General features: G+C 63.7%; 15 protein-coding genes. 1 reads left to right on the top strand and 14 read right to left on the bottom strand.

Translation table 11 applies throughout. The features are described from left to right. Positions 1-15 precede the first annotated feature (15 nt). The 5 genes from JHD73_RS00555 to JHD73_RS00535 form a co-directional block, all read right to left on the bottom strand. A complete protein-coding gene (locus JHD73_RS00555) occupies positions 16-2,394 on the bottom strand; it encodes a xanthine dehydrogenase family protein molybdopterin-binding subunit (protein WP_199026660.1) in 2,379 nt (792 codons plus the stop codon). A gap of 19 nt (positions 2,395-2,413) precedes the next feature. Then, positions 2,414-2,938 (bottom strand): (2Fe-2S)-binding protein, encoded by a 525-nt coding sequence (locus tag JHD73_RS00550; protein ID WP_199026659.1) that lies wholly within the window; start codon positions 2,936-2,938, stop codon positions 2,414-2,416. A gap of 374 nt (positions 2,939-3,312) precedes the next feature. After that, positions 3,313-3,489, bottom strand: coding sequence for a hypothetical protein (locus JHD73_RS00545; RefSeq protein ID WP_199026658.1), 177 nt, complete (start codon positions 3,487-3,489; stop codon positions 3,313-3,315). Positions 3,490-3,650: 161 nt separating this feature from the next. Continuing rightward, the gene (locus tag JHD73_RS00540) at positions 3,651-4,133 is read right to left on the bottom strand and encodes a CreA family protein (protein ID WP_199026657.1); all 483 of its coding nucleotides are present in this window, start codon (positions 4,131-4,133) and stop codon (positions 3,651-3,653) included. A gap of 35 nt (positions 4,134-4,168) precedes the next feature. Next, entirely contained in the window at positions 4,169-5,134 is a 966-nt protein-coding gene (locus JHD73_RS00535) for a LysR family transcriptional regulator (RefSeq protein ID WP_199026656.1), read from the bottom strand. A 64-nt stretch (positions 5,135-5,198) separates the two neighbouring features. Here JHD73_RS00535 and JHD73_RS00530 point away from each other — a divergent pair, with 64 nt between their 5' ends. Then, entirely contained in the window at positions 5,199-6,752 is a 1,554-nt protein-coding gene (locus JHD73_RS00530) for an MFS transporter (protein WP_199026655.1), read from the top strand. Between the two features lie 500 nt (positions 6,753-7,252). On the opposite strand, the gene JHD73_RS00525 is transcribed toward JHD73_RS00530, so the two are convergent. The 9 genes from JHD73_RS00525 to JHD73_RS00485 all read right to left on the bottom strand — a co-directional run bounded on the left by JHD73_RS00525 (position 7,253) and on the right by JHD73_RS00485 (position 25,106). Continuing rightward, complete coding sequence (locus JHD73_RS00525; protein WP_199026654.1) at positions 7,253-8,050, bottom strand: DNA adenine methylase; 798 nt, start codon at positions 8,048-8,050, stop codon at positions 7,253-7,255. Between the two features lie 147 nt (positions 8,051-8,197). Then, positions 8,198-8,422: a hypothetical protein gene (locus JHD73_RS00520; protein ID WP_064805027.1), complete on the bottom strand. Its 225-nt coding sequence runs from the start codon at positions 8,420-8,422 to the stop codon at positions 8,198-8,200. Then, positions 8,412-10,340 carry a hypothetical protein gene (locus JHD73_RS00515; protein WP_199026653.1) on the bottom strand — a complete coding sequence of 643 codons (1,929 nt, stop codon included), beginning with the start codon at positions 10,338-10,340 and terminating at the stop codon, positions 8,412-8,414. The genes JHD73_RS00520 and JHD73_RS00515 overlap by 11 nt, the downstream gene beginning before the upstream one ends. 4 nt (positions 10,341-10,344) lie before the next feature. Beyond that, positions 10,345-10,773, bottom strand: a complete 429-nt coding sequence (locus JHD73_RS00510) for a hypothetical protein (protein WP_199026652.1) — start codon at positions 10,771-10,773, stop codon at positions 10,345-10,347. Beyond that, positions 10,770-15,161 (bottom strand): LamG domain-containing protein, encoded by a 4,392-nt coding sequence (locus JHD73_RS00505; protein WP_199026651.1) that lies wholly within the window; start codon positions 15,159-15,161, stop codon positions 10,770-10,772. Before JHD73_RS00505 ends, JHD73_RS00510 begins: the two co-directional genes overlap by 4 nt. Before the next feature lie 9 nt (positions 15,162-15,170). Further along, positions 15,171-16,337: a hypothetical protein gene (locus JHD73_RS00500; RefSeq protein ID WP_199026650.1), complete on the bottom strand. Its 1,167-nt coding sequence runs from the start codon at positions 16,335-16,337 to the stop codon at positions 15,171-15,173. Positions 16,338-16,347: 10 nt separating this feature from the next. Beyond that, the gene (locus JHD73_RS00495; RefSeq protein ID WP_199026649.1) at positions 16,348-20,028 is read right to left on the bottom strand and encodes a hypothetical protein; all 3,681 of its coding nucleotides are present in this window, start codon (positions 20,026-20,028) and stop codon (positions 16,348-16,350) included. Continuing rightward, entirely contained in the window at positions 20,029-20,427 is a 399-nt protein-coding gene (locus JHD73_RS00490; RefSeq protein ID WP_199026648.1) for a hypothetical protein, read from the bottom strand. Beyond that, on the bottom strand, positions 20,427-25,106 hold the full coding sequence (locus JHD73_RS00485) for a tape measure protein (RefSeq protein ID WP_199026647.1): 4,680 nt from the start codon (positions 25,104-25,106) through the stop codon (positions 20,427-20,429). The genes JHD73_RS00490 and JHD73_RS00485 overlap by 1 nt, the downstream gene beginning before the upstream one ends. Positions 25,107-25,172: the final 66 nt, after the last annotated feature.

The raw sequence follows: 25,172 nt of genomic DNA, 5'->3' as shown, positions 1-25,172 counted from the left end.
GGTGGGCTCCTCTACCTAGGCCTTGGCCGCTTGAATGGTTTGCCAGACACGGTGGGGCGTGGCGGGCATCTGGATGTCTTTCACGCCCAGTGGCGCCAGCGCGTCGACGATGGCGTTGATGAGCGCTGGCGGTGAGCCGATCGCACCGGCCTCTCCGCAGCCCTTCACGCCCAGTGGGTTGTGCGTGCACGGTGTGCCCTTGGCGGTTTCCACCGTAAAGCTCGGCAAGTCGCCGGCGCGGGCCATTGCGTAATCCATGTACGAGCCGGTCAGCAGTTGGCCGGTTTCGTCATATACGCAGCGCTCCAGCAGCGCCTGGCCGATGCCCTGGCCGAGCCCCCCATGCACCTGCCCCTCGACGATCATCGGGTTGATGATGTTGCCGAAGTCGTCCACCGCAACAAAACGGTCGATGTGGACTTCACCCGTATCGGGGTCCACTTCCACCTCGCAGATGTACGCGCCGGCTGGGTAGGTGAAGTTGGTCGGGTCGTAGAAGGCGTTTTCATCCAGCCCGGGTTCGAGCTTGTCGAGCGGGTAGTTGTGCGGCACGTAGGCAGTGAGCGCGACTTCGCCAAAGGTCTTGGTGCGATCGGTGCCGGCCACGCGGAAGACGCCGTCCTTGAACTCGATGTCCTCGGCGGACGCCTCCAGCAGATGCGCGGCGATCTTCTTGGCCTTGGATTCGATCTTGTCGAGCGCCTTCATGATGGCCGAGCCGCCTACGGCAATCGAGCGCGAGCCATAGGTGCCCATGCCGAAGGGGATGCGGCCGGTATCGCCGTGCACGATCTCGATGTTCTCAATGGGCACGCCCAGGCGATCCGCCACCACTTGCGCAAAGGTCGTCTCATGGCCCTGGCCGTGGCTGTGCGAGCCGGTGAACACCGTGACGGAGCCCGTCGGATGCACGCGGATCTCGCCGGCTTCAAACAGGCCAGCCCGTGCCCCCAGCGCCCCAGCGATATTGGACGGCGCCAGCCCGCACGCCTCGATGTAGCAGGAGTAGCCCATGCCGCGCAGCCGACCCTTGGCGCGTGATGCGTCTCGGCGGGCAGCAAAGCCCTTGACGTCGGCCAGTTCGATGGCGCGCTGCAGGAGGGGCTCGTAGTCGCCGGTGTCATAGGTCAGGCCCACCGGCGTGGCGTACGGGAAGGTGCGGATGAAGTTGCGGCGGCGCAGTTCTGCAGGGTCGATTTGCATTTCACGCGCGGCGGTTTCGACCAGCCGTTCGACCACATACGTGGCTTCCGGCCGCCCGGCACCTCGATACGCGTCAACCGGTGCAGTATTGGTGAAGACCGCCTTCACCTCGGCATAGATGGCCGGCGTCTTGTACTGCCCGGCCAGCAGCGTCGCGTACAGAATGGTCGGCACGCTGCTGGCAAACGTCGATAGGTACGCCCCCATGTTGGCGGTCGTGTGCACACGCATGGCAAGGAAGTTGCCTTGCGCATCCATCGCCAGTTCGGCATGCGTGACGTGGTCACGGCCATGCGCGTCGGTCAGAAAGGATTCGGAACGCTCAGCCGTCCACTTGATCGGCCGGCCAACCTTTTTCGATGCCCATGTGAGCGCCACGTCTTCCGGGTACAGAAAAATCTTCGAGCCGAACCCGCCGCCCACGTCCGGCGCAATCACGCGCACCTTGGCTTCAGTCAGGCCCAGTACGAACGCCGACATGAGCAGACGTTCCACGTGCGGGTTCTGGTTGGCGACGTAGAGCGTGTAGCTGTCGTCCTGGCGCGAGTAACTGGCGTTGACGGCACGTGGCTCGATCGCGTTCGGAATCAGCCGGTTGTTGACGATATCGAGCTGCGTCACGTGCGCGGCCTTGGCGAAAGCGGCGTCAGTGGCGGCCTTGTCGCCGTGGCCCCAGGTGTAGCAGGTGTTGTCGGGCACGTCGTCGTGCACGGCGGCACCGGCGGTGTCTGCGGTGGTGGTGTCCACCACGGCGGGCAGTTCGTCGTACTCCACGTCGATCATCTCGACGGCGTCCTTGGCGATCTTCACCGATTCGGCCACCACCAGCGCCACCTGGTCGCCCACGTGGCGCACCTTGCCTTGCGCGAGCACAGGGTGGGGCGGCTCCTTCATCGGCGTGCCATCAATGCTGTGGATCAGCCAACCGCAGGGCAAGCCGTTGACCTTGTCAGCGGCCAGGTCGTCGCCGGTGAGCACGGCCAGCACGCCCGGATGCGCGCGTGCCGCATCCGCGTTGATGTGCTTGATGCGTCCATGCGCATACGGCGAGCGCAGGAACACCGCATAGGACTGATGGGCCTGGACGATGTCGTCGGTGTACTGTCCGGCGCCGGTCAGGAAGCGGAAGTCTTCCTTGCGCTTGACGGACGCGCCGATCAGGTGGTTGTTGGGTTCTGCGGGAGCGTTCATGGTGGTCTCCTCGCTGGGGTCAGGCGGCGTGGGCGCGCGCGGCGGCCAGGCTTTGCAGGGAGGCGTCGTTGCTGTCCTCGGCCATGGCTTCGGCACCTTTCATCACGGCGCGCACGATGTTGTGATAGCCGGTGCAGCGGCACAGATTGCCGTCAAGCTGCTCGCGCACTGTGTGTTCATCCGGATGCGGATGCTGTGCTACCAGAGCGGTTGCCGCCATCACCATGCCGGGGGTGCAGAAGCCGCATTGCAGGCCATGGCACTCGCGAAAGGCTTCCTGCATTGGGTGCAGCGCACCATCCTTCGATAGTCCTTCGATGGTGGTCACCTCGGCGCCGTCAGCCTGGACGGCCAGGATGTTGCATGACTTCACCGCGCGTCCGTTCATGTGCACCGTGCAGGCGCCGCACTGCGCGGTGTCGCAGCCAACGTGCGTACCGGTCAGGCGCAGGTGCTCGCGCAGCAATTGGACCAACAGGGTATGGGGTTCGACACTCACGGTGACAGGCGCACCGTTGACCGACAGCTTGAGGCTGATCGCCATGGAAGTCTCCTTGGGGGATGGTCGCCGGGTGCCCGCTGTGCGCCTTCCATGCAGCGGAAATACGCGCGGTATCTGTGTATGGGTGATCGCGGCTTTTTCAGTAAAGCACAGGCGGGAGAGAAGACAACCGCAGCGCGGTTGGGTGCCCCCCAGAGGAGAAAAGAGGATGCCGCGGCACGCAACGGGTTGCGCAAAATAGGCACCGCAGAAATGACAAAGGGCCGGAATCCGGCCCTCGATTGGCACCAGGCAGTCATGACCTGGCGGGTGTGGCGGCTGATGTGAAAACATGCGGCCGGCGCACGGTACTGCTGATATTGCAACTACGACGCTACAGCTAGCTTGGGCACATGCCCATCGACAGTTCAGGCGGATTAGGCCTTGGCGGTGCGTTGCGTGCTGAACAGGTTCGCGATTGCCGAGAAGAACTGGGCGAACGAGAACGAGTGGCCCGACGGGCGGCGATAGTAGTAGATACCTTCCGACATTTCGCGCTCGATGAGTTCGCGTTCGAGTTGGTCGGTCAGCTTCAGGTCGTTCGTGTTTTGCATGATTGGCCTCTTAGGGATTTCCCGGTTAGGGAATACCCCTATGATAGACCAAATATTGCAATGCACCATACGTAAGCCTACGTATGCACCAGCTGGCGTTGTTTGGCTACCACGCTTACGTTGCGACGCACCAATGCGGTGCGCAGGGCGCTTCCGGCCGCTTACTTGACTGGAATCGGCTGGCTGGCCGGGATCGGCACCGCCGTCACGCTGTTCTTGGGGCTACCGGAAATGACCTTGTCCGAATAGGTCAGGTAGACCAGTACGTTGCGTTTGCGATCGACCGTGCGCACCACATGCAGCGTCTTGAAGACGAGCGACAGGCGCTGCGTGAACATGTCGTCCTGCTGGGGCAGCGGCTTGACGAAGGTGATGTCGCCGACCTGCCGGCAGGCCACGGCAGCCTCGCTCACGTCTTCGGCCACGCCCAGCGTGCCCTTGATACCACCTGTGCGGGCCCGCGATACGTAGCAGGTGACCCCCTGTACGAGCGGATCGTCAAAAGCCTCGATGACGATCTTGTCGGAGCCGGTGAGGCGGAAATTGGTGCTGACGCTGCCGATGTCTTCGGCGCGGGAGCAGGCAGTCGTGCAAAGCGTGCCGATGGTCAGGAGAAGGGCGAGGGAGCGGGCAAAGGGGCGCATCGTCGTATGTGTATCTAGAGGAAAGCGTCTTGGGATCAGAGCAGGGATTCTGGCGGCCACGGCGGTGTCGTTTCGTCAACGAAGGTAGGCCGGACGTCGGCATGCTGGCGGGAGCGCTCGATGCGGCGGTGCAAGGCGTCCATGAACACCTTCACCTTGGCCGGCATCAGGCGGCGGCCCGGGAAGACGGCGTACACCCGCATCGGCGGGGATTGGAAATGGGTCAAGACCTCTTGCAGCGCACCCGAAGCAATCAGGTCGGTGGCGAATACGGACGTGATGCGCGCGACACCCAGGCCGGCAATGGCGGCCTGCATGCGCAACTCGCTGTTGGAGGTGCGCATGCGGAAGTCCAGCGGCAGGTTGATGGTCTCGCCGCCGGGCGTGCGGAACTGCCATTCGGATTCGTTCGAGACACCGAGGCAGGGCCAGTCGGCCAGCTGATCCGGGTGGGTGAGCGGGCCCAGGCGCTCCAGCAATTGCGGGGCGACCACCACCGCGCGCCGCAGGTCGAATACGCGCTGGGCGACCAGGCCGGAATCGGGCAGCGGTCCGCGTGGCACGGTCAGCATGATGTCGTAGCCCTGGGCAAGCGGGTCGATCTGGCGCGGGGCCACATCCACCTCGATGCGCAGGCCCGTGTGCTCGCGCATGACTTCCAGCACAACCTCGGCAAATTGTCGAGCGGCAAATTCATATGGCATGGCAATGCGCAGGGTGCCCGCCGGCGACTGAAACGTCGCCGCCGCATCTTCCGAGACTTCGCGTAGCCGCTGGAACAATGGGCCGGCATCGCGCAGCAGGGCCTCGCCGGCATCGGTCAGACGCAGGCGGCGCGTACTACGCTCGAACAGGCGTACGCCCAGTTTGCCCTCCAGCCGTGACACGGCTGTGCTGACCGATGACTTGGGCAGCCCCAGCCGGTCAGCCGCACGCGTGAAGCTGCCAAGGGTGGCCACGGTGCAGAAAGTGTCCCAGTCGTTCCAGTCCGTCGTTCGCATAATTGAACAATGAATTTGTGGGATGGCGGTTTCCGCCGGTTTTCAGGCAAATTACCATCCCAGCATGAACACGCCAAGCACAGACCACATGGTTTCTCCCACCCCCGCGCCACGTCGCCCGGCTGCTGAGTCGACTGTCGGCAGCCGGATGGAGTTGCGCATGGTGGGCATGGTGATCGGCCTGGCGACGGGCGTGGATTACATGTCCAACCTGATGTTTTCGATTGCGGGGCCGCATATCGAAGGCGGGGTGCTGGCGTCACAGGATGTGTATCTGTGGGCTGTGACGGCCTATGCGGCAGCGGCCAGCCTGGCGATTCTGGTGATGGGCCGGCTGGCCGATCACATGACGTACCGCAAGCACACGCTGCTGTCTCTGGGGGTGTTCATCGTCGGCACGCTGATGTGCGCGGCAGCCGAGGGCGGCACGATGCTGATCGTTGGCCGGGCCGTGCAGGGGTTTGGCGGCGGGCCGATGCTCTCCACGTCGCGCATCTTTGTACAGCACAGCCCGGCGCATGAACGCCGCACGATGATGAAGGGGATGATCTACGGCATCTTCGGGCTGAGTTGCGTGTCGCCGATCCTGTCGGCGGCGCTGAACGAGCAGTTTGGCTGGCGCGCCACCTTCGTTGCACAGTTGCTGGTGGCCGTGGTGGTGTGCGTTCTGGTGGCGGCGTTCTACCCGCACCCGAAAATGCATGAGCGCAAGGGCGACTTCGCTTCGCTTGACTGGCCGTCGGCCATTGCGTTCGGGCTGGCTGCGCTGATTGCGCTGCACGGGTTTCAGCAGGCGCGCTTCGTGCACCCGGATGGCTCGCCCGCGCAGGTGGTGCCGATCATTGCCGTGGTGGCGCTCATCATCTGGGTCGGCATCCGCCAGACCGGGCACCCGCTGCCGTGGGTGGACTTGCGTGCCACGCTGCAACGCCGCTTCATGATGGGGATGGTCTTCTACGCCATCTATTACATGTTTGCCAGCGCGTGGAGCTTTCTCTCATCGAGCCTGCTACAGAACGGCCTGGGGTTTCGCTATGAAACCACTGCGCAACTTATCAGCCTGGGGGGGCTGGTGACGGTGGTGCTGGGCTTCCTGAACTTCCAGTTGACCAACGTACTGCCGCCCAAGCGCGTGCTGATCTCTATCGGCTTTGTGCTGATGGCCACGGCGCTGCTGTGGATGTCGCATGTGGCGATGCCGGGTGCGGGCGTGGCGGCGGTGGCGCCGGCCTTCATGATCGAAGGCATGGTTGGGATGTTTGTGGTGATTCAGGTGGCGGGGCTGACGTACGTGGATCTGCCGGCCAAGGATTTCGGCCACGCATATCAGTTCAAGGGGATCATGCGGGCCTGGGCGCAGGCCTTCGGGACGATGGGGGCCACGCTGCTGCTGCAACGGGGGCAGGCGCAGCATCGGACGGATCTGGTGGGGCATGTGAGTGCGCTCACACCTGCCTGGCAGTGGCCGCATCCGTTGCAGGGGATTGAGTTGGTGCGGATTTCTGCTGAGATTGATCGGCAGGCGACGTTGCTGGCTGTGGGAGACCTTTTCGCCTGGGGGGCGGTGGTTGCGTTGGTGTGTGCTGGGGCGATTTGGTTGCAGCGGCATTTGCGCTGAGTTTGTGTTGCTGGTGCGTCCCTTGTTTCATCCCCTGCCGGGGCTGACTCATTTTCTTTGTCTTGCCAAAGAAAGTAAGCAAAGAAAGGCGCGCCCAAGATGGCGACCCATCCCTTGAATTTGTGTAACCGGGCGGAGACGGGGAAAACTCGCTTCGCTCAGACAGTTCCCCGTCTTTTTTCCGCCCGCTTACACAAATTCAAGGCGCCATCTAGGGCAGTGTAACGTCGCGCGCGATTTGGCCTTGTTTTGCGCGCGATTTGGCATCTTGCGCGGCTGAATTCTACGCCTAGTCGATGAACTCGCCGGCCGGGTTCGCGCGACGGTTGCCGGCGCCGGCGGCAGTCTTCGGGCAGAAGTCCGTGACATGGCCGCTGGAGCCGCAATAGCCACAACGCAGAGTGATGCGCCTGGCACTCCCTCCCCAGGTCTTCGGGCATAGATCGACCGGATGCCCCCCTCCACAATAGCTGCACCAGCGCATGCGGCTCTCCCTTCGGTTAAAACAGGCAGCCGTCGCCCGGCTTCCAGTTGGTGATCACCAGCTCGCCGCTGGTCTGCGGCTTCCCATGCGCCTGGCCTAGGCTGTACTTGATGTCCAGCTCGGCCACGTGGTGCCCCTCAAACACGCGCCGGATATCCGGGTGGTCGTTGATGGACACCATCACGCGCCCCTTGCAGGTCCGCATCAGCTCGGCCATCTCCACGTAGTTCTCGAAGCCGAACGGCACGCCGTAGCCCTCGGTTTGCCAGTACGGCGGGTCCATGTAGAAGAACGTATGCGGGCGGTCATAGCGCCGCACACACTCGGTCCAGGATAGGTTCTCGATGTTGGTCGCTGCCAGGCGCAGATGGGCAGCCGACAGGTTTTCCTCGATGCGCAGGAGGTTGACCATCGGGGCCGTGGTGGCCGTGCCGTAAGACTGGCCGTCGACCTTGCCACCAAAGGCGTGGTGCTGCAGGTAGAAGAACCGCGCCGCGCGCTGGATATCGGTCAGCGTCACGGGATTGGTCATCTGCAGCCACTTGAACACCTGGCGTGACGACAGCGCCCATTTGAACTGCCGGACAAACTCCTCCAGGTGGTGCTGCACGACGCGGTACAGGTTGACCAGGTCGCCGTTGATGTCGTTTAACACCTCGACGGCCGCCGGCACCTGGCGCAGGAAATACAGCGCAGCGCCGCCGCAAAACACCTCGACGTAGCACTCATGCTCGGGGAACAACGGCAGCAGCTTGTCGGCAAGGCGCCGCTTTCCACCAATCCAAGGCACAACCGGAACAGCATTCTGATACATGTGCAAGCCTGTTTAACATGGTTAAAAACTGATAGGCTCCGCCCGCTATGTCGACATGGCAGGGGGCCTTGGTCTTGGCTCACAGCTTGATTCTGTGGGTCAGGATGGCGGCCTGGTGTTAGCGCACCTGGCCGTCGCCCTCTTCACTCAAACCTCGATTACCTCCACCGGCAGCGTCGGGGCCTTGCCCTCGATCCGCCCATCCCTGAAGAACACCCAATCGTTAGGCGCGGCATCGCCACGCGCCGATGCCATGCCGCCGCCTGGCAGTTGAATGGCAGCCACGCCACCCGTGATCGTGATGACTTTGCCGACCTGCAGCGCGGGATCGGGCAGCAGGTTGAGCAGAAGGCGATAGGGGTTAAGAAACATGGGTTTCCACTCCAATGGTTTGCCAGATCTCGGGCATGCCCACGTCGACCGACGTGCCGCGCACGATGCCGATGCGGGTCACGCCTTCGTCGACGTATTGCACAAACTTGCCCGGCGTGATGATTCCGGTCTCCGGCAGGACTGGCAGGCGCAGGGACAACAGAGCCTGGTTGCCGGTGTCGCCCAGGATGGCCAGGCCACGCTGGCGCGCCGCGTCTGCATGCGTGATCAGCGCATCGGTGACCATGGGGGCCTCGATGCTGCCATCCGTGCCGGCACGGGTGACCTGGCCAAGAATGCCCTGAGCCTGGCCGGAGACGAATACACGGTTGTAGCGCGGGAGGCGCACGTCCTCGACTCCCTCTCGGCTGGTGACGTCGGACGGCAACACGATATCGGGCGTCACGGTGCCCCAGTTCCACGGCGCCACGGGATAACGCGGTAGCACCACCAGCTTGGCCAGGGACGGGTCTGGCTGGATGTAGGCACCTGCAGCGCCTGCAATGGCCTGCAGAGCGGTCTTGTAGGTGCCCTGGTGGACCCAAGCACCGGCGGGCACCAGCCAGTCAGTCAGGCGCCAGTCGACGGCCCAACCGATGCTGGCGCCGTTGATGGTCAGCGCGTCATTCATGAGCTGCTGTGCAGTGCGGGCCTGCGTGTTGGTAAAGCTCATGATTCGCGCATCCGGTGCATCCAAGATGCCCGACTTGCCACGACCGGTAACGCGTACGACGGCCTTGCCAAACTCGCGGTCGCGCCGTCGTTTGTCGGCCAGCAGGCGGTACGCCGTACCATTGATGACCGCCTCCAGCTCGACGGGCGTGCCGTCGCTTGCTGGGGCCACCGCATCCTCTGCGCTTCGCTCGATGGACGCGTTAAAGCCCCAAGTCCAGCCGTCTGCCTCGATGGTCAGCGACAGGGAGGTGGTCGGCAGCTCCACGTTGCCGTCAACCCGCCGCAGCAGCACGTTGTTGATCACGATATAGACCCTCTTAACAGGCACCACGATGGTGGAGCCTGGTGGTTTTGGCTCGGCTTCCTTGCAGGGGTATTTGCCGAACTTGAGCAGCACGTCGTCACCGGCGTAGTCCAGCCACGGGCAGATAAACACTAGGTCGCCCGTACCCTGGTACGGCGGCTTAACCGGTGGCTTACTGTCGTCTTCTTTTCCAGCCGGCGCCTGCCGGCTGCCTTGCCAGCGCACGCGGTCCAGCGCCGAGAATGGCGTGCCCACCTTGGACGTCATGAGCATGGGAGAGCCGCCAAATGGCTTGGCCATCTGCCATGGCTCGGCCGACGTGCGCTTGATCGGGGCGCCTTGCTGGTGGCGGAAACCTATGGCGGAGGTGTTGCCCGGCTGTGCCTTCTGCCAGCGCACCCGCGACAGGGGCTTGTGCGGCACCAGGTCAACGAACTTGCCGCCGATGGCATTGCCAGCCAGCGGTTTAGCGACTTGGTGCTGCAGAAGGCCGACCACCTTGTGCGGAGTTGAGCTTTGCCACTCGTCGCGCACGACCGCGTCTGCCAGCTTCTGCGCCGTGTTCCACTCGGTGACGACGTCGGCCGACGCCGGCGTGCCGACCTGGTACTCGCCCCGTGTGTCTGCCCGCGTGCGGATCGCGGATTGATGGCGGACGTGCACTTCCGGGCCAAACGGCCGCGTCACCAACAGGTCGTAGTGCGCCACCACGCGCAGTACCGGCGCGGCCTTAACCATCACCAGGTGTGCGTCACGATTAGGGGGCTTGGCGACCGTTGCGGCGATTGCCAGCACTGGCTTGGCGTACACCAGGTGCACCGACCCACGATTCGCAACCGGGCCGCCCGACGCGGGCATGGCCAGGTCGACTGCATTCCCTGCAGGCGGTGTGTACGCGCCGTGGAAATCCAGATCGGTGGACGGGGTATAGCCAGGCATCGACTCAAAGCTCCGTCAGCTTCGCAACGTCTCGGATGGTGACCGAGCCGCCGGCATATATCTGCGTGTTGTCGAGTTGGATTTCAGATGTGCCTGGCAGCCCGTCCGGCATCAGGACGGGCGACACATCCATGTCAGCAACGTATCCCCCGCCGCCGGAGACAAAGCGAGCCCAAACAGCGACGCCCGTGCCCACGGCCAGGACCGGGCCGGCCACATAGTTCAACGTCAGCACGTTGTTAACGACGCCGCCAGAGCTGGGTTTTTGGAACGGGATGGACGCCAGCAGTGTTTGGCTGGTGACATTCGCCCCTGGCGCCGGACGCGGGCCACTGTAGAGGTTGATGCGTCCAGGTGCAGTGTCGGCATCAAGCGCACGGGTCAGGGCTTGCAAGCGATCCGTGAGAACCGTCTGGGCAAAATTCAGCGTCATGCGGGCCTCACCCGGTCTTGGATCACCGCGTTAAACGTCTTCGTGTAGTCGTGACCAACCACGAAATAGTCGCGGTTAGGGTCCATGCCTGGAAACGAATACGTGCCATCAGGCGCGCTCCAGGTGACACGCAGGAGACGCGCGCTTCGCAGGTCGAACAGCCGCACCATCCGACTGTCTGGGTTGTCATTTACTGTGACCTTGCCGGCGATCGGCTTCGATCCGCCGTCGTAGTAGTCGGTGACACGGTGCGTACGGAAGATGCGGCTGGTATTGCCTGGCGCCAGGCTGCGGATGTTCTTCACCAGGCGCGATTGAGTGCCGATGAACTTGGTGTACTTCTGGATCACCGGAGCCACGCCGGGGTCGGGGAAGGCGGTGGTCGGTACCGTGAAATCCGCCGTATAGCGCGCCACGCCCTTGGTGATGCGAATCTCGTCGATACGGCCATCCAAGCGGCTGTTCACCGTGTCATTCCACACGTGCGTGCGGATTGGCTGGCCGGCCGAGTTCTGGACGGTGCCCGTGAACGTGGCCGAGCCGATCTGCTTACCGTCGAGAAACAGGCGGATCGTGCTGCCCTGACGGGTCACAGCCACGTGGTGGTAGTTCGTGTCCACCGGCATGGCCGTGGCCGATGTGTCGGGAATAACTTGGCTGCCGTTGACAAAGAAGCCAAGCTGACGGCTCGAATCCACGTAGACAATCCAGTCAGCATTTGTGCTGGGACCGATCCCCCACCGACTGACGAGCGCGCCACCCGAAGCCCCCAGGCCGGTGATCAGCATCCAGCCTTCGATGGTGAAGTCGCCATTGGACAGGTCGAACTCTGGGCCGTTGCCGGCGGCGATCTCCAAGTGATCCGCCCAGGCTCCCTGCGACAGGCAGCAGCCACTACCGAATTTCGGGTTCGTCGCGCTGACCATGCAGTTGCCGTATGCAGTCACCGTATGGCCATAGGACGACGTATCGGTGAACGAAGTGCTGTTGTTCGCGCCGTCACAGTGCAGCAGCAGCGACACGTTGCTGGCATAGGGGTCGCCATTGCCGGTCCCTACACTGGGGAAAGGAGCTGTCGGAGGGGTGAACGTCGCGGTATAGCGAGCCACGCCTTTGGTGAACCGAACCTCGTCCATGTAGCCGTTGAACGGGTATGAGGTTCCGTTCAGATCGGCCCCCAGACACAGCGTGCCATCCGAGATGCTGTTGGTATTCGCCGCTGACAAGCTACCGGTCTGGACGCCGCTGCTGAAACCCATCAGCACCCCGTTGTTCACCACCAGCGCCACATGCGTCCATTGCCCCGCAGGCACGCTGCCCCCGGCTACACGGTTGGCGTTGCCTCCGTTAAAAGTCTGGGCAACGAGATTGCCGGCGGTGTCCACGTCCAACGATACGGAGTATTGGTTGTTCGCCGCCGTCCCGCTATTGAAGCTCATGATCCGTTGGTAACTGCTGGTGCTCAGCGGGTACACCCAGGCTTCGAACGTGAAGGTGGCCGATGCCATTGCCTGGTAGAGCGTAGCCCCCGGGAATGTCAGCAGACCACCACTGAACTTGAAGCTGCCGCTGCCAAACTTGGTCTTGTCGGTAGCCAGGGTCACACCGCTGTTGGGCGTGCCCGTCAACGGGGAGGGCGAATTGTCGGTGTAGCTCCCCTCCGCATGCAGCAACAGCAGCACGTTGGCGTAGTTCGGGTCACCTACTCCCGTGCCAGCCGAATCTGGGAACGCAGCAGCAGGCGGGGTGAAGGAAGCGGTGTACCGGCACACGCCCTTCGTCACCCGGATGTCATCCAGGTAACCATTCGCGTAGTTGCTGCTGTTGAAGAACGCCGAACCAATCTCCGCCCGCATGGGTGCCGAGCTGTTGACGAGCGACACGACGGCATTAAGGTCCATCACCCCGTTCACGAACGTCCTGATCGTGTTCGTACTGGAATCGAAAGACACAGCCAGGTGCGCCCATTGCCCAGTGGGCACCGATACACTGCCGGCGTTGTTGCCAGAACCCCCCGAATAAAACGCCACCTTTCCACCCAGCACCTGCATAGCCCAACGGCCCGATCCATTGGAGGAGTTCGCCGTGACCAGGTAGGGGTCACCACTGGTGTTGTTCAGATAGGCCCAGCATTCCACCGTGAAGCTGGTGGACACAGCAGTCACGCACAGCGCTGGGCTGTACGTGGTGCCGTACACTGCGCTGCTACCGTTCAATGCCAACGAAGCACCACCGAACTTGCTCTGCGAAGTGCTGATGGCAGCAGAGCCATAGGCGGTGAGTGCCAGGGCATTCGGTCCACTGTCCGTGAATACCGTGCTACCTGCTTCCCCATCGCAGTGCATCAGTAAGGCCACGCTGCTGTAATTGGGGTCACCACTACCTGCCGGGCCTGCGTCCGGGAACGTGGCGGTGGGGGGAGTGAAATCTGCGAGGTACCGAGCCACCCCAATAGTCACCCGCACATCATCCATCTGTCCGTGGAAACTGTTGCCGGACGAGGCGTTGTAGGCGTCCATGCCGATCTTGTACTGGACCGGGACCGGGATGCTGCCGCTGTAGTTGCCACTCACCGCCAGTTGGCCGTCTATGTACCAATTGATGGTCGTGCCTTGGCGCACCACTGCGATGTGCTGCCACTGATTGGCCTTCAACAGGCTGGAGTTCGTGCTGCTCAGAATGACAACTGAGGTATTGACGGTCAACACGTACTGGTTGCCGGCAACGCGAATGACCAGGCTCTGTTCCTTGGCGTTGTTGGACGCCCCGTCATCACCGCGCATAAAGCAGTTGTTCGACCCGACAGCCGTGCAATACGACCAGCACTCCCAGGTCCAGTCCTGGCTGCCGAAAGGCAGTGCGGAACCAGGGACTCCCATGCCGGAGCTGCCATCGAAAGTACCGCTAGAGTTGCCGAACTTCTTGTTTGAAGTCGTAATCGCCGCCGAGGAGATGGGCGTAACCGACACCTTATTGCTGCTGGAATCGGCAAAGGACGTGCTGCCATTGCCCCCCTCAAAATGCATCAACAGGGCCACGTTGGCAAAATTCGGGTCGGTGGGGCCGCCGCCGATCATGCCCGTGAACGCCGCCGTCGGCGGTGTGAAGTTCGAGTTGTAACGCGCAATCCCTTTTGAAACGCGGATTTCATCCATCAAACCGTACACTTGGCCGTTACCGTCCCGACTGGCCTTACCAAGCACCACCGCCGAGGCGATACCGTAGTTAGTCGGGTCGTTGTACGTGCCGGCCGAGACCCCATTCACGTACAACGTGGTGACGGCACTGGCCCGGCAGAGCGCGATGTGCGCCCAGGTGTTGGGCTGCAAATTTGGTCCGAGGATTCGATCCTGCTCGCTTTGGAAAAACACCACCCGCAGGTTGGGGTAGAAGAGCAGCGTCGGGTACTGTCCGGAGCCGCCAGAGGGACGCCAGTCCATCATCACAGCAAAGCCGTTGGGCACATTACCCGTGGGGTTCACCCAGAATTCAACCGTGAAATCCCCCGTGCCGAACTGTAGCGTCGTGTCGGCGGCAATCGATACATAGTCTCCGCTGTTGGCGAACTTGATGGCTCCGGTGCCGAACTTCGGGTTAGCGGTGTCCACCAGGGCAGAACCAGAGATGGCGTGCAGGTACATCGAGCTATCGGTGATCTGACCTCCCTGTGCGCCGTCAGCGTGCACCAGCAGAGAAATCTGCGTGTCCGGCACCTGGGCGGCATCGCTACCGAAGGCGGTGGTCGGAGGCGTGAATGGGCCGGTGTACTGCGCCAGGCCGTTGGTCACCCGAATCTCGTCGTAGTACGCCTCGAACCAGGTGCTGCCGCCCGACTGGTTGCCCTGACCGAAGTACAGCGGCAGTCCATGCGTGCAGTTGACGGCCAGCGCATAAGCAGCCGAGCCCTTAGCAATGCCTCCCACGTACAGGGTGACGGTGCCGGCCGAACGCACCAGCGCAACGTGAGCGAAGGCATTGACCGCCAGGTCGCCGGCCGTCGTCGAGAACAACAGCTCGCCGTTGATGTACACCCCAAGCGAGCCGTCGCTATTGCGCGCGACCAGGAAGTCGTTGTTTGTGCCGTCCCAGCGCCCGAACACCGCGCCGCCGTCCGCCCCCTGCGAGACCGGATAGACGAAGCTCTCAACCGTGAAGTCGGCGACGCCGAAGTCCATCGTCTGGTTGGTGCCCACGGCAAAGAAACTGCCATTTGCACTGCCGGTCTTCACCGAGCTGCCGCCAAACATCGACTGCACCGTGCTGATAGCGCACGTGCCATAGCACTTGGCCAGCTGCGTGTACTGCGACGAGTCGGCTAGGACCGTAGAGCCGGAGGCGTTATCACAATGCAGCAGCAAGACGACGTTGCCATTCGGAAGAATCGCCATCGCCGCCCCCTAGCGCCACGGGCCGGTGATGTCGATGCCGACCATGCCGAAGTACGACAGGCCGCCACTCGGCGTGCCGGTGCGGATGGCCATCAGCTTCTTGCCCACCAGCGCATCGGTGCCGGGAATCTTGTCCCGGTGGTTGTAGCTGCTGAACCAGTTCTGGCAGGTGTGGTAGAGCCCCGGCAACTGGCCACGCAGGCCGGCATCGTGACCCACATATGGGGCGTTCACGAAGATGCCGTTGTCCGCCGGGTTCGGAAACGACAAGCCCACGGCGCTGCCGTTGTTGGTGTTGCCGGTGCCGCTGTACACCGAGCCCATCGGGATACCGAAGGAGGCCAGGAACGCCTGCTTGGCCGAGCCAGTCTGGGTGTAGCCGCGCGGGAAGAAGATGCCGTTGCTGCCGGCCTGTTGGGGGAATGACAGGTCGCCCGCCAGCGCCCCGTTGCTGTACGAAAAATCGGTGGGGACACAGGCCAGCATGCAGGCGTAAGCATCTGCCGACGATTGGGCATTGATGTCTCCGAAGCCCACCAACGGGCCTACCGACGATACGCCTTGCGGGAATAGCAGCAGGTAAAAAAGGCGCTCGTCTCCAAACAGCGCCCACTGCACCGCGTAGTTGGAGTACTGCTTGCTCCAGAAGCCACCGCCGCTGATCTGGCCATCTGTCGGGAACGGCCCCACGCCGGTGTCCACGTCGGTCATGCTCTCGTAGCCGCGCACGCGCGCCACGCTGCCGGTGTCATCCACGCGCAAGAAGAAGCCCAGGCTTTGCGGCACGGACGGCGTGTACACACGCTTGTTCGTTCCGGTGAAGGCGATGTTCCAGCCCAGCGGCGCCACCTTGACGCTTACCGTGCCCGTGGCAGTCGCGGCTGCGCTACTCGGCACCGCGAAGGTGATCGACGTGCTGGTGGTCGTCAGCACCGTCTGCTCGCCGTTGTACCCGGCCTCGTTGGCGCCGGACACCAGCACCCTCTGGTCCGGGTTGAAGCCGTGGCCGCTGTTCAGCACCATCGTGGCAGTGCCGGCGGCTTGCGTCAGCGATGTGGCGGTCTGAGCGTTGTACCCGGTATTCAGACAGACATCGAGAAAGGCCGCCAGGGCGCCGGCCGCGCTCGACGGCGTGGGCATGCCCTTGTCTGTGCTCGCAAAGAATTTAACGGTCATGGTGGGTCCTCTATTGACGGTCGATGTCGCCGCGAATCTGGATTTGGAAGGTGTCGTCCTGCACCGTGGCAGGCCCTTGTAGGACCGTACGAGCGACCCACACGGGGAAGTTGGCGGCCGTGGTGTTAAACCGCAGGATGTTGCCGGCCTGCCAGCCACCGCCCCAGCCAGCAGCGCGAAGGGTGAAGTACGGCTGATTGGTTGCAGGGTTGTTGGGTGCGCAGTCCTGGTTGACGTTGCCGGTTGCCACCTGGCCGCTTTGCTCGCCTACGACTCGGAAGTTCTGCGGGTCGGTGAACATCAACGCCCAGCGTTCCTGCAGCGCGCCCTTGTTGGTGACCAGAATTGGGTACTGCGCGTTGTTGTAGTTGGCCGTGGGTGCAGCACCAATCAGCGCGTTTGACCATGCGCCGCTCCAGGTTGCCTGCGCAAACATGTTCAGCGCCTGCGCCTGCAGGTCGCCCGCGATCAGGGCCGAAGAGACCTTCGAGCCTGGTACCGGGAAGTTGTGGGTGAGCTGACGCGTCAGCGCCAGGCGGCCGTTGATCTGCACGTCGGACGTCTGCGCCATGTCCTCGATGCGGTTCTCGAACACCAGCGGCAGCTTGTAGCCGCTCGTGTTGATCGAGCCACCCAAGGTGCAAGTGCCGGCGTTAAGGTCCGTCGAGTACATGCTCGGGTCCACGACCTTGTACGGCACCGAGCTGTCGATCACTCGGCCGACAGCCAGGCGCACGCGCGTTGCGCTGACCTTTGTGCCCGCGTTCGCGTTGGGGAACGGGATCTGCTCGGTGTGGTGGACCACCACCACGTAGCCCTTCTGGAAGATCGGCACGCGGCCGTCGACGGGCAGACGCACCGGGTCCAGGCCCAGGATCGAGCTGTCCAGCGGCAGGTACGAATACGCCACGGCGTTGTAGGTGGCCGTGTTGGCGAAGATCGGATACGGCTTGAAAATCTTGCCGTCCGTCGTCACGGCATCGGGGTTGTACCAGATGGCACTCTCATTGCCCGCTGCCGTCACCATTCGACCGAAGCGCATGTTCACGACGCCGGTCTGGTAGTTGATGTAGCCGAAGCAGTTGGTGCCGGTGATGGTGCCGTCCGGGTTCGATGTGGCCGTCACCGTGCCACCCGTCACCGGGCTGAACTGGAGCTGCAGGCTGCCCGGCACCACCGGGGCTTGCGGTACGCGGAAGCTCAGGAAGTCCACCGGCTGGCCCGTTACGGTTGTCAGCAGCGACAGGAGGCTGACCCCATTGCCGCCACCTGGCGTGTAGGTGGTGATCGAGACTTCGCCGGTGGCGTAGTTGATGGTGCCGGCGGCGGTGCCGCTGTTTGTCCCTGCGTTGAAGTCGCAGAACAGCGTGCCGTTCAGCTCGTAGTACACCTTGCCGCCCCAGGCGAACATCACAGACCCAGGCACCAGCGGCTCGTTGTACTGGTACGTCAGGTCGAACTTCCACTCGGAGACGGTCACCTGTTGCTGCTGTGCGCTGCCCGTGTTGGTCATGTACTCGACGTCGACCGAGCCGCTGGCGTCGTTGGGATAGGTGGCCGCGACGGGGTAATAGTTGATGCCGACCAGCGTGTTTTGATAGACCGGGTTAAAGAAGTCCGGGCCGCTCAGACCACCATTCGCGTTGCGCATGTATCCGGTCACGTTGGACTGGTACACGGGCTGCGGCACGCTCACGATCACGTCCGGCTTGAACTTCACCAGGCCATTGACGTAGTCGACCGCGCTGTGATCGACCACCGTGTTGGTGCCATCTGCCTTGTACTGGCGCAGCTTGCCCGTGCTGTCACCTTGCGCGGTTGCATAGGGGTCAGTCTGGAAGTACTGCATCTGCGCGGGGACGTTCGAGATCGTGCTGTAGTCGTTGATGAGCACGTTCCAGGTCACCTTCAGCGAGCTGGGGACGATGTTCTTGTCATCCAGCACCAGGTTCAGGTCAGCATTGCCATCGCGCAGCGGTGCCGTGAAATGCTTGGTCTTCTTGCTGCCCAGGTTGTAGTTCAGCGTGAAGGTGGTGCCGCCCGCCGGCAGCACATTGGGCGATAGGCGGATCTCGTACTGGCCGTTGTACCAGCGGATATAGCCCGTGGCGTCGCCCGTGATCTTCTGGGTGTCCGATACCACGGTGGCGCTGTAGTTGCCGCCACCAGGCTTCGGCCAGGTCACGTTGACGGTGCCCATGACGAGCTGCTGCGTGCTGTCGGTCGGCGCAATAAAGAAGCTGACCCACGGGGCCGGCGGCGTCGTGTCCGAGCGATTGAAGTACTGCACCGGCGACGACCAGGCAAACATCAGGGACGAGCCGTCATCGGGCAACGCCCCGAGCGTCAGCGTGACGGTACCGGTCGCGTAGTTGATCGTGCCGGCACCGAGTGATGGGTCGCTGCCCTTGATCGCACCGAAGCCGCCGGAGCCGCCTGTGTCCGTGAGCGTGTACCAGTTCCCCTGTGCCATGTAGGAGATCTGCAGACGCCGCGGTGCCGGGAAAGGTGCCAGCGTTTGAACGAAGACGTTCTGCCGATTCGTCTGGTTGATGTCGATCGACGCGGTGTTTGCCACCATGACCGGCACGCCGGCCGGCATCCAGCTCAGGCTGACCTGGCCGGTTTGCCCCATCGACTGGCTGAGCGTGATCGTGTTGGTGGTGTAGGCAACGGTGCCGACCACCACGTTGTTGGAGGTGATGATCAGGTTGCCGGCCCCGTCGTCCGAACAAGCCCCGAGCGTAAGCGAACCCGGCTTGATGGCGGTCGGCACGTAGATCAGCTGCGGATACGCGCCGCTGATGATCACCGGGATAGCCTGGCGCGTCTGGCCGGACTGCACGGCTGGGTTGTAGTTGCCGGCCGCGTTCAAGTTGGCCAGCGGCGTGCTCTGCTGGGCGCTGGGCACCAACTGCGAATAGATCGACTTAACGCCGATATTCACGTCGCCAGGCGCCACCGCCTCGATCAAGTCCGACACGCCGTAGTAGTTGGCGGCGTTGGCTACAACGGTGTCGCGGCAGATCGCTTGAGCAGCGCCGTTGTCGTAGGGGGTCGGCTCCGGGCCGTTAAACGTGTAGAGCAGTTGCGACGAGATCGTAAGCGTCGCCATGACGCCCGTGAACGTGATGCCGCCTGCCGTGCCGTTGTTGTAGTTGAACTGGCGTGTGGTGGTCTTAACGTCCGACACGCGCACGTATTGGGAGAACTCGGTCGGCAAGCCCTCGAACTGCACCAGGACGAGCGTCTGCCCGATCTTCGGTACCGGATCACCGACCTTCAGCAGAAGCTGCACCGAGCGCTGGCCCTGCAGTTGCGTGCCGAGCAGCTGGCCGGCCCATTTAACGGACTTGGCCAGGTAGGACTGCACGCCGTTGGCCGCGTCGCTGCGATGGTCGAACCAGTTGCGGGTCGTGAACATCGTCATCGAGACGTTGGGATCGTCCGGGGCCTTTGCAACGACCAGGTTGCAACCGAAGTAAGCGTCTGTGGTGCTGGTCATGACGGCCGGGAACGCCTTGCGCAGCGCGATACGGCCGTAGGTCCGGTCCAGCTCGGAAATGTCCGGGAAGAGGTTGTTGGACAGGCCGTCCACCACCTCGTTGGCCGTCATCCGGCCGCCGCCGTTGTCGGTATCGAGCAGCACTTCCGACTGCAGCAGTTTGATGTCACCGGTTTGAATCGGCATTTAGATCTCCATCAAGCGGATCGTGGCCAGGAACGGATCGTCTGGCTGGGGAGAAGGGAAACCTTTGACTGGCCGCGAATCCATGGCGCCGTCGGCATGGCGGAACTGGACGTTGCGGGTCTTGCCGTCTTCCATTTCCAGCGTCATCTGCAGCCCTGCGATATCGGCCCAGTCGTGCAGCGCGTCGACCGTAGAGCGTGGCAACCAGGCCATTTCCTCGTTGGGTGGCGCCAGGGTGATCGGGCGGCCGGTCTTGCGCGTGGCGGCCTGCACAAGCAGCGCACCGGTGATGGCATAGGTCGTAGCGGTGACCGCCTTTGTCCAGGAGTGCTCATCAGTCCAAAGCAGATCGTGGTGAAGCTGCAGCACCACGCCTGAGACCTGGTTAGTGAGCTTCATTACGCGCGCTCCTTCGCTTGCTGCATGAGTCTGATAAATGCGTCTTCATCCTTGGCATTGATGTCGGCCTCGATGGTTCCGTCTTTTGTCGCCAGCTCAATGCGTACGCGCCTAGCCGGTTCCGTCTGCGCATTGGCTGCAGAGGCAGCAGCAGACGCCTGCTGAGCTGATTGATCGACCGCATCCAGTCGGTTGGTGGTCTTTTCCTGGGCGGCTGTCTGCAGGGCCTGCAGGCGCTGCTCCTCTGTGCGCCGCGCCTCCTCTTCGGCGGCCTGCTGCTTGGCGCGCTTCTCATCGGCGATGTCGGCCATGGTCCGTTTGTGGATCTCGGCCAGGTCGGCTTTGGCGCTTTGATAGCCCGTCTGCAGGTCGCGGGCGGCTTGGGCGAGCGCGGCCCGGTCTTCTGGCGTCTTGGCCTCAGCCTGGGCCGTCACCATCTTGGCGTTGGCGATCTTGAATTCCAGGTCGAGATCGAGCAGGCGCTGCTTGTAGCGGCGTTGCTCGACTTCCTCTTCCTTGCCCTGCATGCGCAGCAGCTCTTCGTGGATGCCGCGCGCATTGCTGGCCAGGCTCTCCGACTGTGAGACGGCGTCGCGCGTGCTTTGGCGGATGGCGTCGCCGACACCGCTGTAGCCACGCGCGAGCAATTGCGCTGCGTTGGCGCCAGCCAGCGCGCTGGCGGCCATCCGCTCGATGTTGACGCGACTCTCCAGCGTATCGACCTTCACGCGCGCTGCAGCCTGGGCCATGTTGACCAGTGCCGTGCTCAGGCCAACGGCGTCCCCAATGGGCTTGTTGCTCTGCAGGTACCCCAGCTCGAAGCGGGCGTCAGCCAGGCTCTTGGCGAGTTTGCCCGCCGCGTCGGTCGGCCCGTTAAACATGCCGGTCATCTGGGCGAAGCGCTGTTCGGCATCGTCGCCTAGTGCCCGCACGCTTTCGCGGATGCCGTTGATGATCGTCGCAACACCGTCACCGATGCTGCCGGCAACCTTCTGGCCAGCTTCCCCACCAGCGTTGCCAGCTTCGGCCACGTCGCTGGCGGCAGCCTTGGCCTGGTCGGCCACGGCGCTCCAGCCGTCCGCCAACGATTTGGCCTCGATGGCGGCCTGGCGGCTGTTCTCAGCCAGGCGTGCGGCTTCATCTGCCGTGGCCTTGGCCAGCTCGGACGCCAGGCGTGCCTTGTCGGTGTCTTCGAGCTGGGCGCGGCGCTCAGCTTCCTTGGCTCGGGCTTGGGCTTCGACTGCAGCAGCTGCGTCCTTCTGCGCGCGGGCCTCGGCCTCGGCTGCAGCGACGGCGGCGCGGGCGGCATCCACGACGGCCTGCTGGGCTACGGCGGCATCCTTGGCCGCCAGCGTGCCTTCCTGCTGGGCCTTGGTCTGGGCGACGTACAGCGCCCGGCCTTCTCGCACGAGCTGAGCATTGGCGCGCGTGACGTCGTTTGTCGCGCGCTGCGCCTCCGCCTGGGCCTGCACCACTTGGGTCTGGTCGCGGGCGGCCTGCACGCTGGCAGACGACAACTCGCGCAGGCGGTTGGTCACCTTGGCGAACGAGGCGGCCATCAGGTCGGCCGACGCACGGCCGCTGTCTGCCAGGCTGTTCAGCTGCGCTTGCACTGCCTGCAGCTCCTGCGCAGTCTTGGCCGAGTCGATCAGCTTCTCGGTGGCCGCGCGGATCTCCGGGGCCTTGGCGCGAGCGTTGGACACCAACGCATCGAACGCCATCTGGATATCTGCAAACTGCTTGGATAGGCCCGTGCGTGCGGACTCCACAGACAGCCCCATCTTGTCCAGGGCGATCTTTAACGTGGTGTCCAGGACGCTGGAGAGCCGGCGTGCATCATCGGCGCTGCTACCGAACGCTGCCTGCGCGATGGTCTGGAAACGCACCAGGCCATCGAGCGGGATATTGTTCAGCTCCTTTTCCAGCGCCGTACGGATCTGCAGGGCGCTCGCCTTGCCGCGCACGGCCAGCTCGTCCAGGGTGGCCACCACGGCCTGGACGCTGGCCAGGTTGTTGCTGTCCAGGCCCTCGAACACCTTGCCCAGGGCCGTGGCGACTTCCGGGCTGCGGGCAATCTGGGCATCGAATGCCGCCAGCAGCTGATTGACCGCCGGCAGGATGGTTGCCTTAACGTTGCTCGCGGTGCCCTTGGTGGCAGCGTCCAGGGCGGTCAGCGCCGCGTTGGTCTGGCCCAGCTCGACCTGCCAGCGTTGCGCCTGGCGGCCGGCCTCGGCGTGCTGCTCGGACAGCAGCTTCACCATGCTGGCGCTGTTACGACCGCCTTTTTCCTGCTGCAGCTGCAGGCCGGTCAGCTCCTCGGTACGCATGGCCAGGCCCATCTCCGCCAGCTGCAGCGCCTTCTTGGCGGCCAGTTGCTCGCGGTAGGCGGCCAGCTGCTGGGGCGACAGCTTCAGCAGCTCGTCAGCCGAACGCAGCTGCACGTTGGCGTACTGCTGCTGGGCTTCGGTCGCGGCCTTGAGCGCCGGCAGTTGCCCCTGGAGCTGGGCCATGCGGGCACGCTCGGCTTCGCCTAGCGACCGATGCTCCAGGGCGTAGTCCGACAGCAGCTTGACGCCAGCGCGCACGGCCTCGATGCCGATCAGGCCGATAGTCAGGTAGACGCTCAAGCGCGACAGCGCCATGGCGCCAGCCTGCAGGACCCCGACCTGGCGGCCGGCTTCGGCGGCAGCCTGGCCAGCGGCAGCGAATCCACCCGTCAGCTTGCCAACCAGGAGCCCGGCACCGGCGATCTGGCCGATCTTGACCAGCTCGCCCGAGACCTTGGCCACGGCAACGGCCATGTTGCCCAGCGAAATGCCCGTCTCGCGCAGGAACTGCTGCACGCGCGGATCGGCCAGCTTCTCGGACAGCAAGTGTGCGGCCTCGGCCAGGCGCTCGTTAAGCCCCGACTTACCAACCGATGCGGCCGTCTCGAACACTTGGTTCTGTAGGCGGGCAAACTCGGCGCGGGCCGATGTCATCGCCGCCGGCAGACCGTCCTGGAATGTCTTGCGCAGCTCGGCCGCGAACTTGGGCAGGAACACGTCGGCCGCGACGCCGCCTTGCTCCAGCATGTGGCCCAGGCCCTGGGTGGTCACACCCATGGCACGAGCTGCGATCTGGAACGCGCCAGGCAGACGCTCGCCGAGCTGGCCGCGCAGCTCTTCGGCCGCCACCGTGCCCTTGCTCACCATCTGCTGGATGGCCAGCAGCGCCCCGGCCGTCTCCTCGGACGACAGGCCCAGCACCGTGGACGCCTCGGTGACGGCGGAGAAAACGTCGCGGGTCTTCTGCCCCTCCAGGGTGGTGCCACGCGTTGCGGCGGCCAGCTTGGTGTATTCCTTGGAGACGGTGGCCAGGTCTAGGCCCAGGCGCTGGGCTTCCTGGCGGATGAACCCAAACTCAGCCGTTGCTTTCTCAGACGACCCCGTGATCGCCGTTAAACCGGTCTTGATGCGGTCCAGCGCCAGCGCATCCTGCATGGCCATGCGTGCGCCGGACAGAACGGTCTGGAAGCCGACATAGGCCGCCGCCGCCGCAAGCACCGACTGCACAACACCGCCCATGGCACCGTTGTGCGCCTGCGCTGCAGCGACACCGCCGTTCAGCTCAGTGTTCAGCTCACGCATGCGCAGGCGCGCGGCCGTGGCTGCGCGCGACAGTTCTGCGGCCGGCAGGTTGGCCGTCGTGGCCAGGCGCTTATACGCGGCCTCGGTCTGCGCCAGTTCGGCGCGTACCGCCTGCAGGGAGCGCAGGCCCAGGACCTCGTACGCTTGTTCGTTGCCGGCCGTGGCCAGCTCGCGCTTGAGCGCAGCGACACGTTCACGGGTGGCGGCCAAGGCGCGCGCCTGCTCTTCGGCCGACAGCTTGCCGCTTTGCGACAGCGTGCGATACGCGGCCTGCGTGCGTTCGACCTCGGCACGGATGTCGGCAAAGGCGCGGATGCCTAGCGTGCGATACGCCTCGATGCCGGCGTCGGCCTTGTCGCCTTTCAGCTCCCGGTTCAGAGCAGCGATGCGGCTCTCTGCAGCTTCTGCAGCCCGCGCCAGCTCGACACCACTCAAGCGTCCAGAGTTGGCCAGGACCTGGTAGGCATCACGTACGCGGGCGATCTCGGCGCGCAGCTCCTCAAACGACCGGATGCCCAGCGTGACAAAGCCATCCTCGAAACTGGTACCAGCGATCTCGCGCTGCAGCTCGGCAATGCGCTGGTCGGCGGCTGCAGCCGCTCGCTCCAGGTCGGCCATCGATGCCTTGCCGCTGGCGGCCAGCGTGTAGTACGCCGAGCGGACCTGCGAGATCTCGACCTGGATGTCTTTGAGGGAGCGCACGCCCAGCGTGCCCCAGGCGGCGGCCGTATTGTCTGTCGACATCGAGCGGTTCAGCTGCTCGATCTCCTGTTTCGCTGCACGTGCTGCGCGGATCAGGTCTTGCGTCGACGCCTCGCCGCTGCTGGCCAGGTGCTTGTAAGTGGCTTCGATCCGCTCGATGCCAGCCTGAATTTGATTGGAACTCTGGATGCCCAGCGTGTTAAACGCTGTCTCGATGTCGTCGGACGCCGCTCGGGCGCCTTGACGCATGGTGTTAAAGGACCGATCCGTCTCCGACGTCGTCTCGCCCATGGCCCGGACGAACTCTTGGGCCAACAGCTTGAGCTTCAGACTCAGTTCGATATCCATGGCGACGGTAGACGGTTAAAGCCCGCGCCGTGCCGTGTTGCCGGTACGGCGCGGGGTTACTTCTGG

The sequence above is a fragment of the Ralstonia sp. ASV6 genome (assembly GCF_016429285.1).
GTDB classification, from domain to species: Bacteria; Pseudomonadota; Gammaproteobacteria; order Burkholderiales; family Burkholderiaceae; genus Ralstonia; species Ralstonia flaminis.
Note: the sequence above shows the minus strand (reverse complement) of the source record. Positions and strands in the feature narration are given on the sequence as shown.

Bases quoted from the DNA above. Each gene is read 5' to 3' on its own strand.
- JHD73_RS00555 (WP_199026660.1), bottom strand. From the start codon at position 2,394: ATGAACGCTCCCGCAGAACCCAACAACCACCTGATCGGCGCGTCCGTC.
- JHD73_RS00550 (WP_199026659.1), bottom strand. From the start codon at position 2,938: ATGGCGATCAGCCTCAAGCTGTCGGTCAACGGTGCGCCTGTCACCGTG.
- JHD73_RS00545 (WP_199026658.1), bottom strand. From the start codon at position 3,489: ATGCAAAACACGAACGACCTGAAGCTGACCGACCAACTCGAACGCGAA.
- JHD73_RS00540 (WP_199026657.1), bottom strand. From the start codon at position 4,133: ATGCGCCCCTTTGCCCGCTCCCTCGCCCTTCTCCTGACCATCGGCACG.
- JHD73_RS00535 (WP_199026656.1), bottom strand. From the start codon at position 5,134: ATGCGAACGACGGACTGGAACGACTGGGACACTTTCTGCACCGTGGCC.
- JHD73_RS00530 (WP_199026655.1), top strand. From the start codon at position 5,199: ATGAACACGCCAAGCACAGACCACATGGTTTCTCCCACCCCCGCGCCA.
- JHD73_RS00525 (WP_199026654.1), bottom strand. From the start codon at position 8,050: ATGTATCAGAATGCTGTTCCGGTTGTGCCTTGGATTGGTGGAAAGCGG.
- JHD73_RS00520 (WP_064805027.1), bottom strand. From the start codon at position 8,422: ATGTTTCTTAACCCCTATCGCCTTCTGCTCAACCTGCTGCCCGATCCC.
- JHD73_RS00515 (WP_199026653.1), bottom strand. From the start codon at position 10,340: ATGCCTGGCTATACCCCGTCCACCGATCTGGATTTCCACGGCGCGTAC.
- JHD73_RS00510 (WP_199026652.1), bottom strand. From the start codon at position 10,773: ATGACGCTGAATTTTGCCCAGACGGTTCTCACGGATCGCTTGCAAGCC.
- JHD73_RS00505 (WP_199026651.1), bottom strand. From the start codon at position 15,161: ATGGCGATTCTTCCGAATGGCAACGTCGTCTTGCTGCTGCATTGTGAT.
- JHD73_RS00500 (WP_199026650.1), bottom strand. From the start codon at position 16,337: ATGACCGTTAAATTCTTTGCGAGCACAGACAAGGGCATGCCCACGCCG.
- JHD73_RS00495 (WP_199026649.1), bottom strand. From the start codon at position 20,028: ATGCCGATTCAAACCGGTGACATCAAACTGCTGCAGTCGGAAGTGCTG.
- JHD73_RS00490 (WP_199026648.1), bottom strand. From the start codon at position 20,427: ATGAAGCTCACTAACCAGGTCTCAGGCGTGGTGCTGCAGCTTCACCAC.
- JHD73_RS00485 (WP_199026647.1), bottom strand. From the start codon at position 25,106: ATGGATATCGAACTGAGTCTGAAGCTCAAGCTGTTGGCCCAAGAGTTC.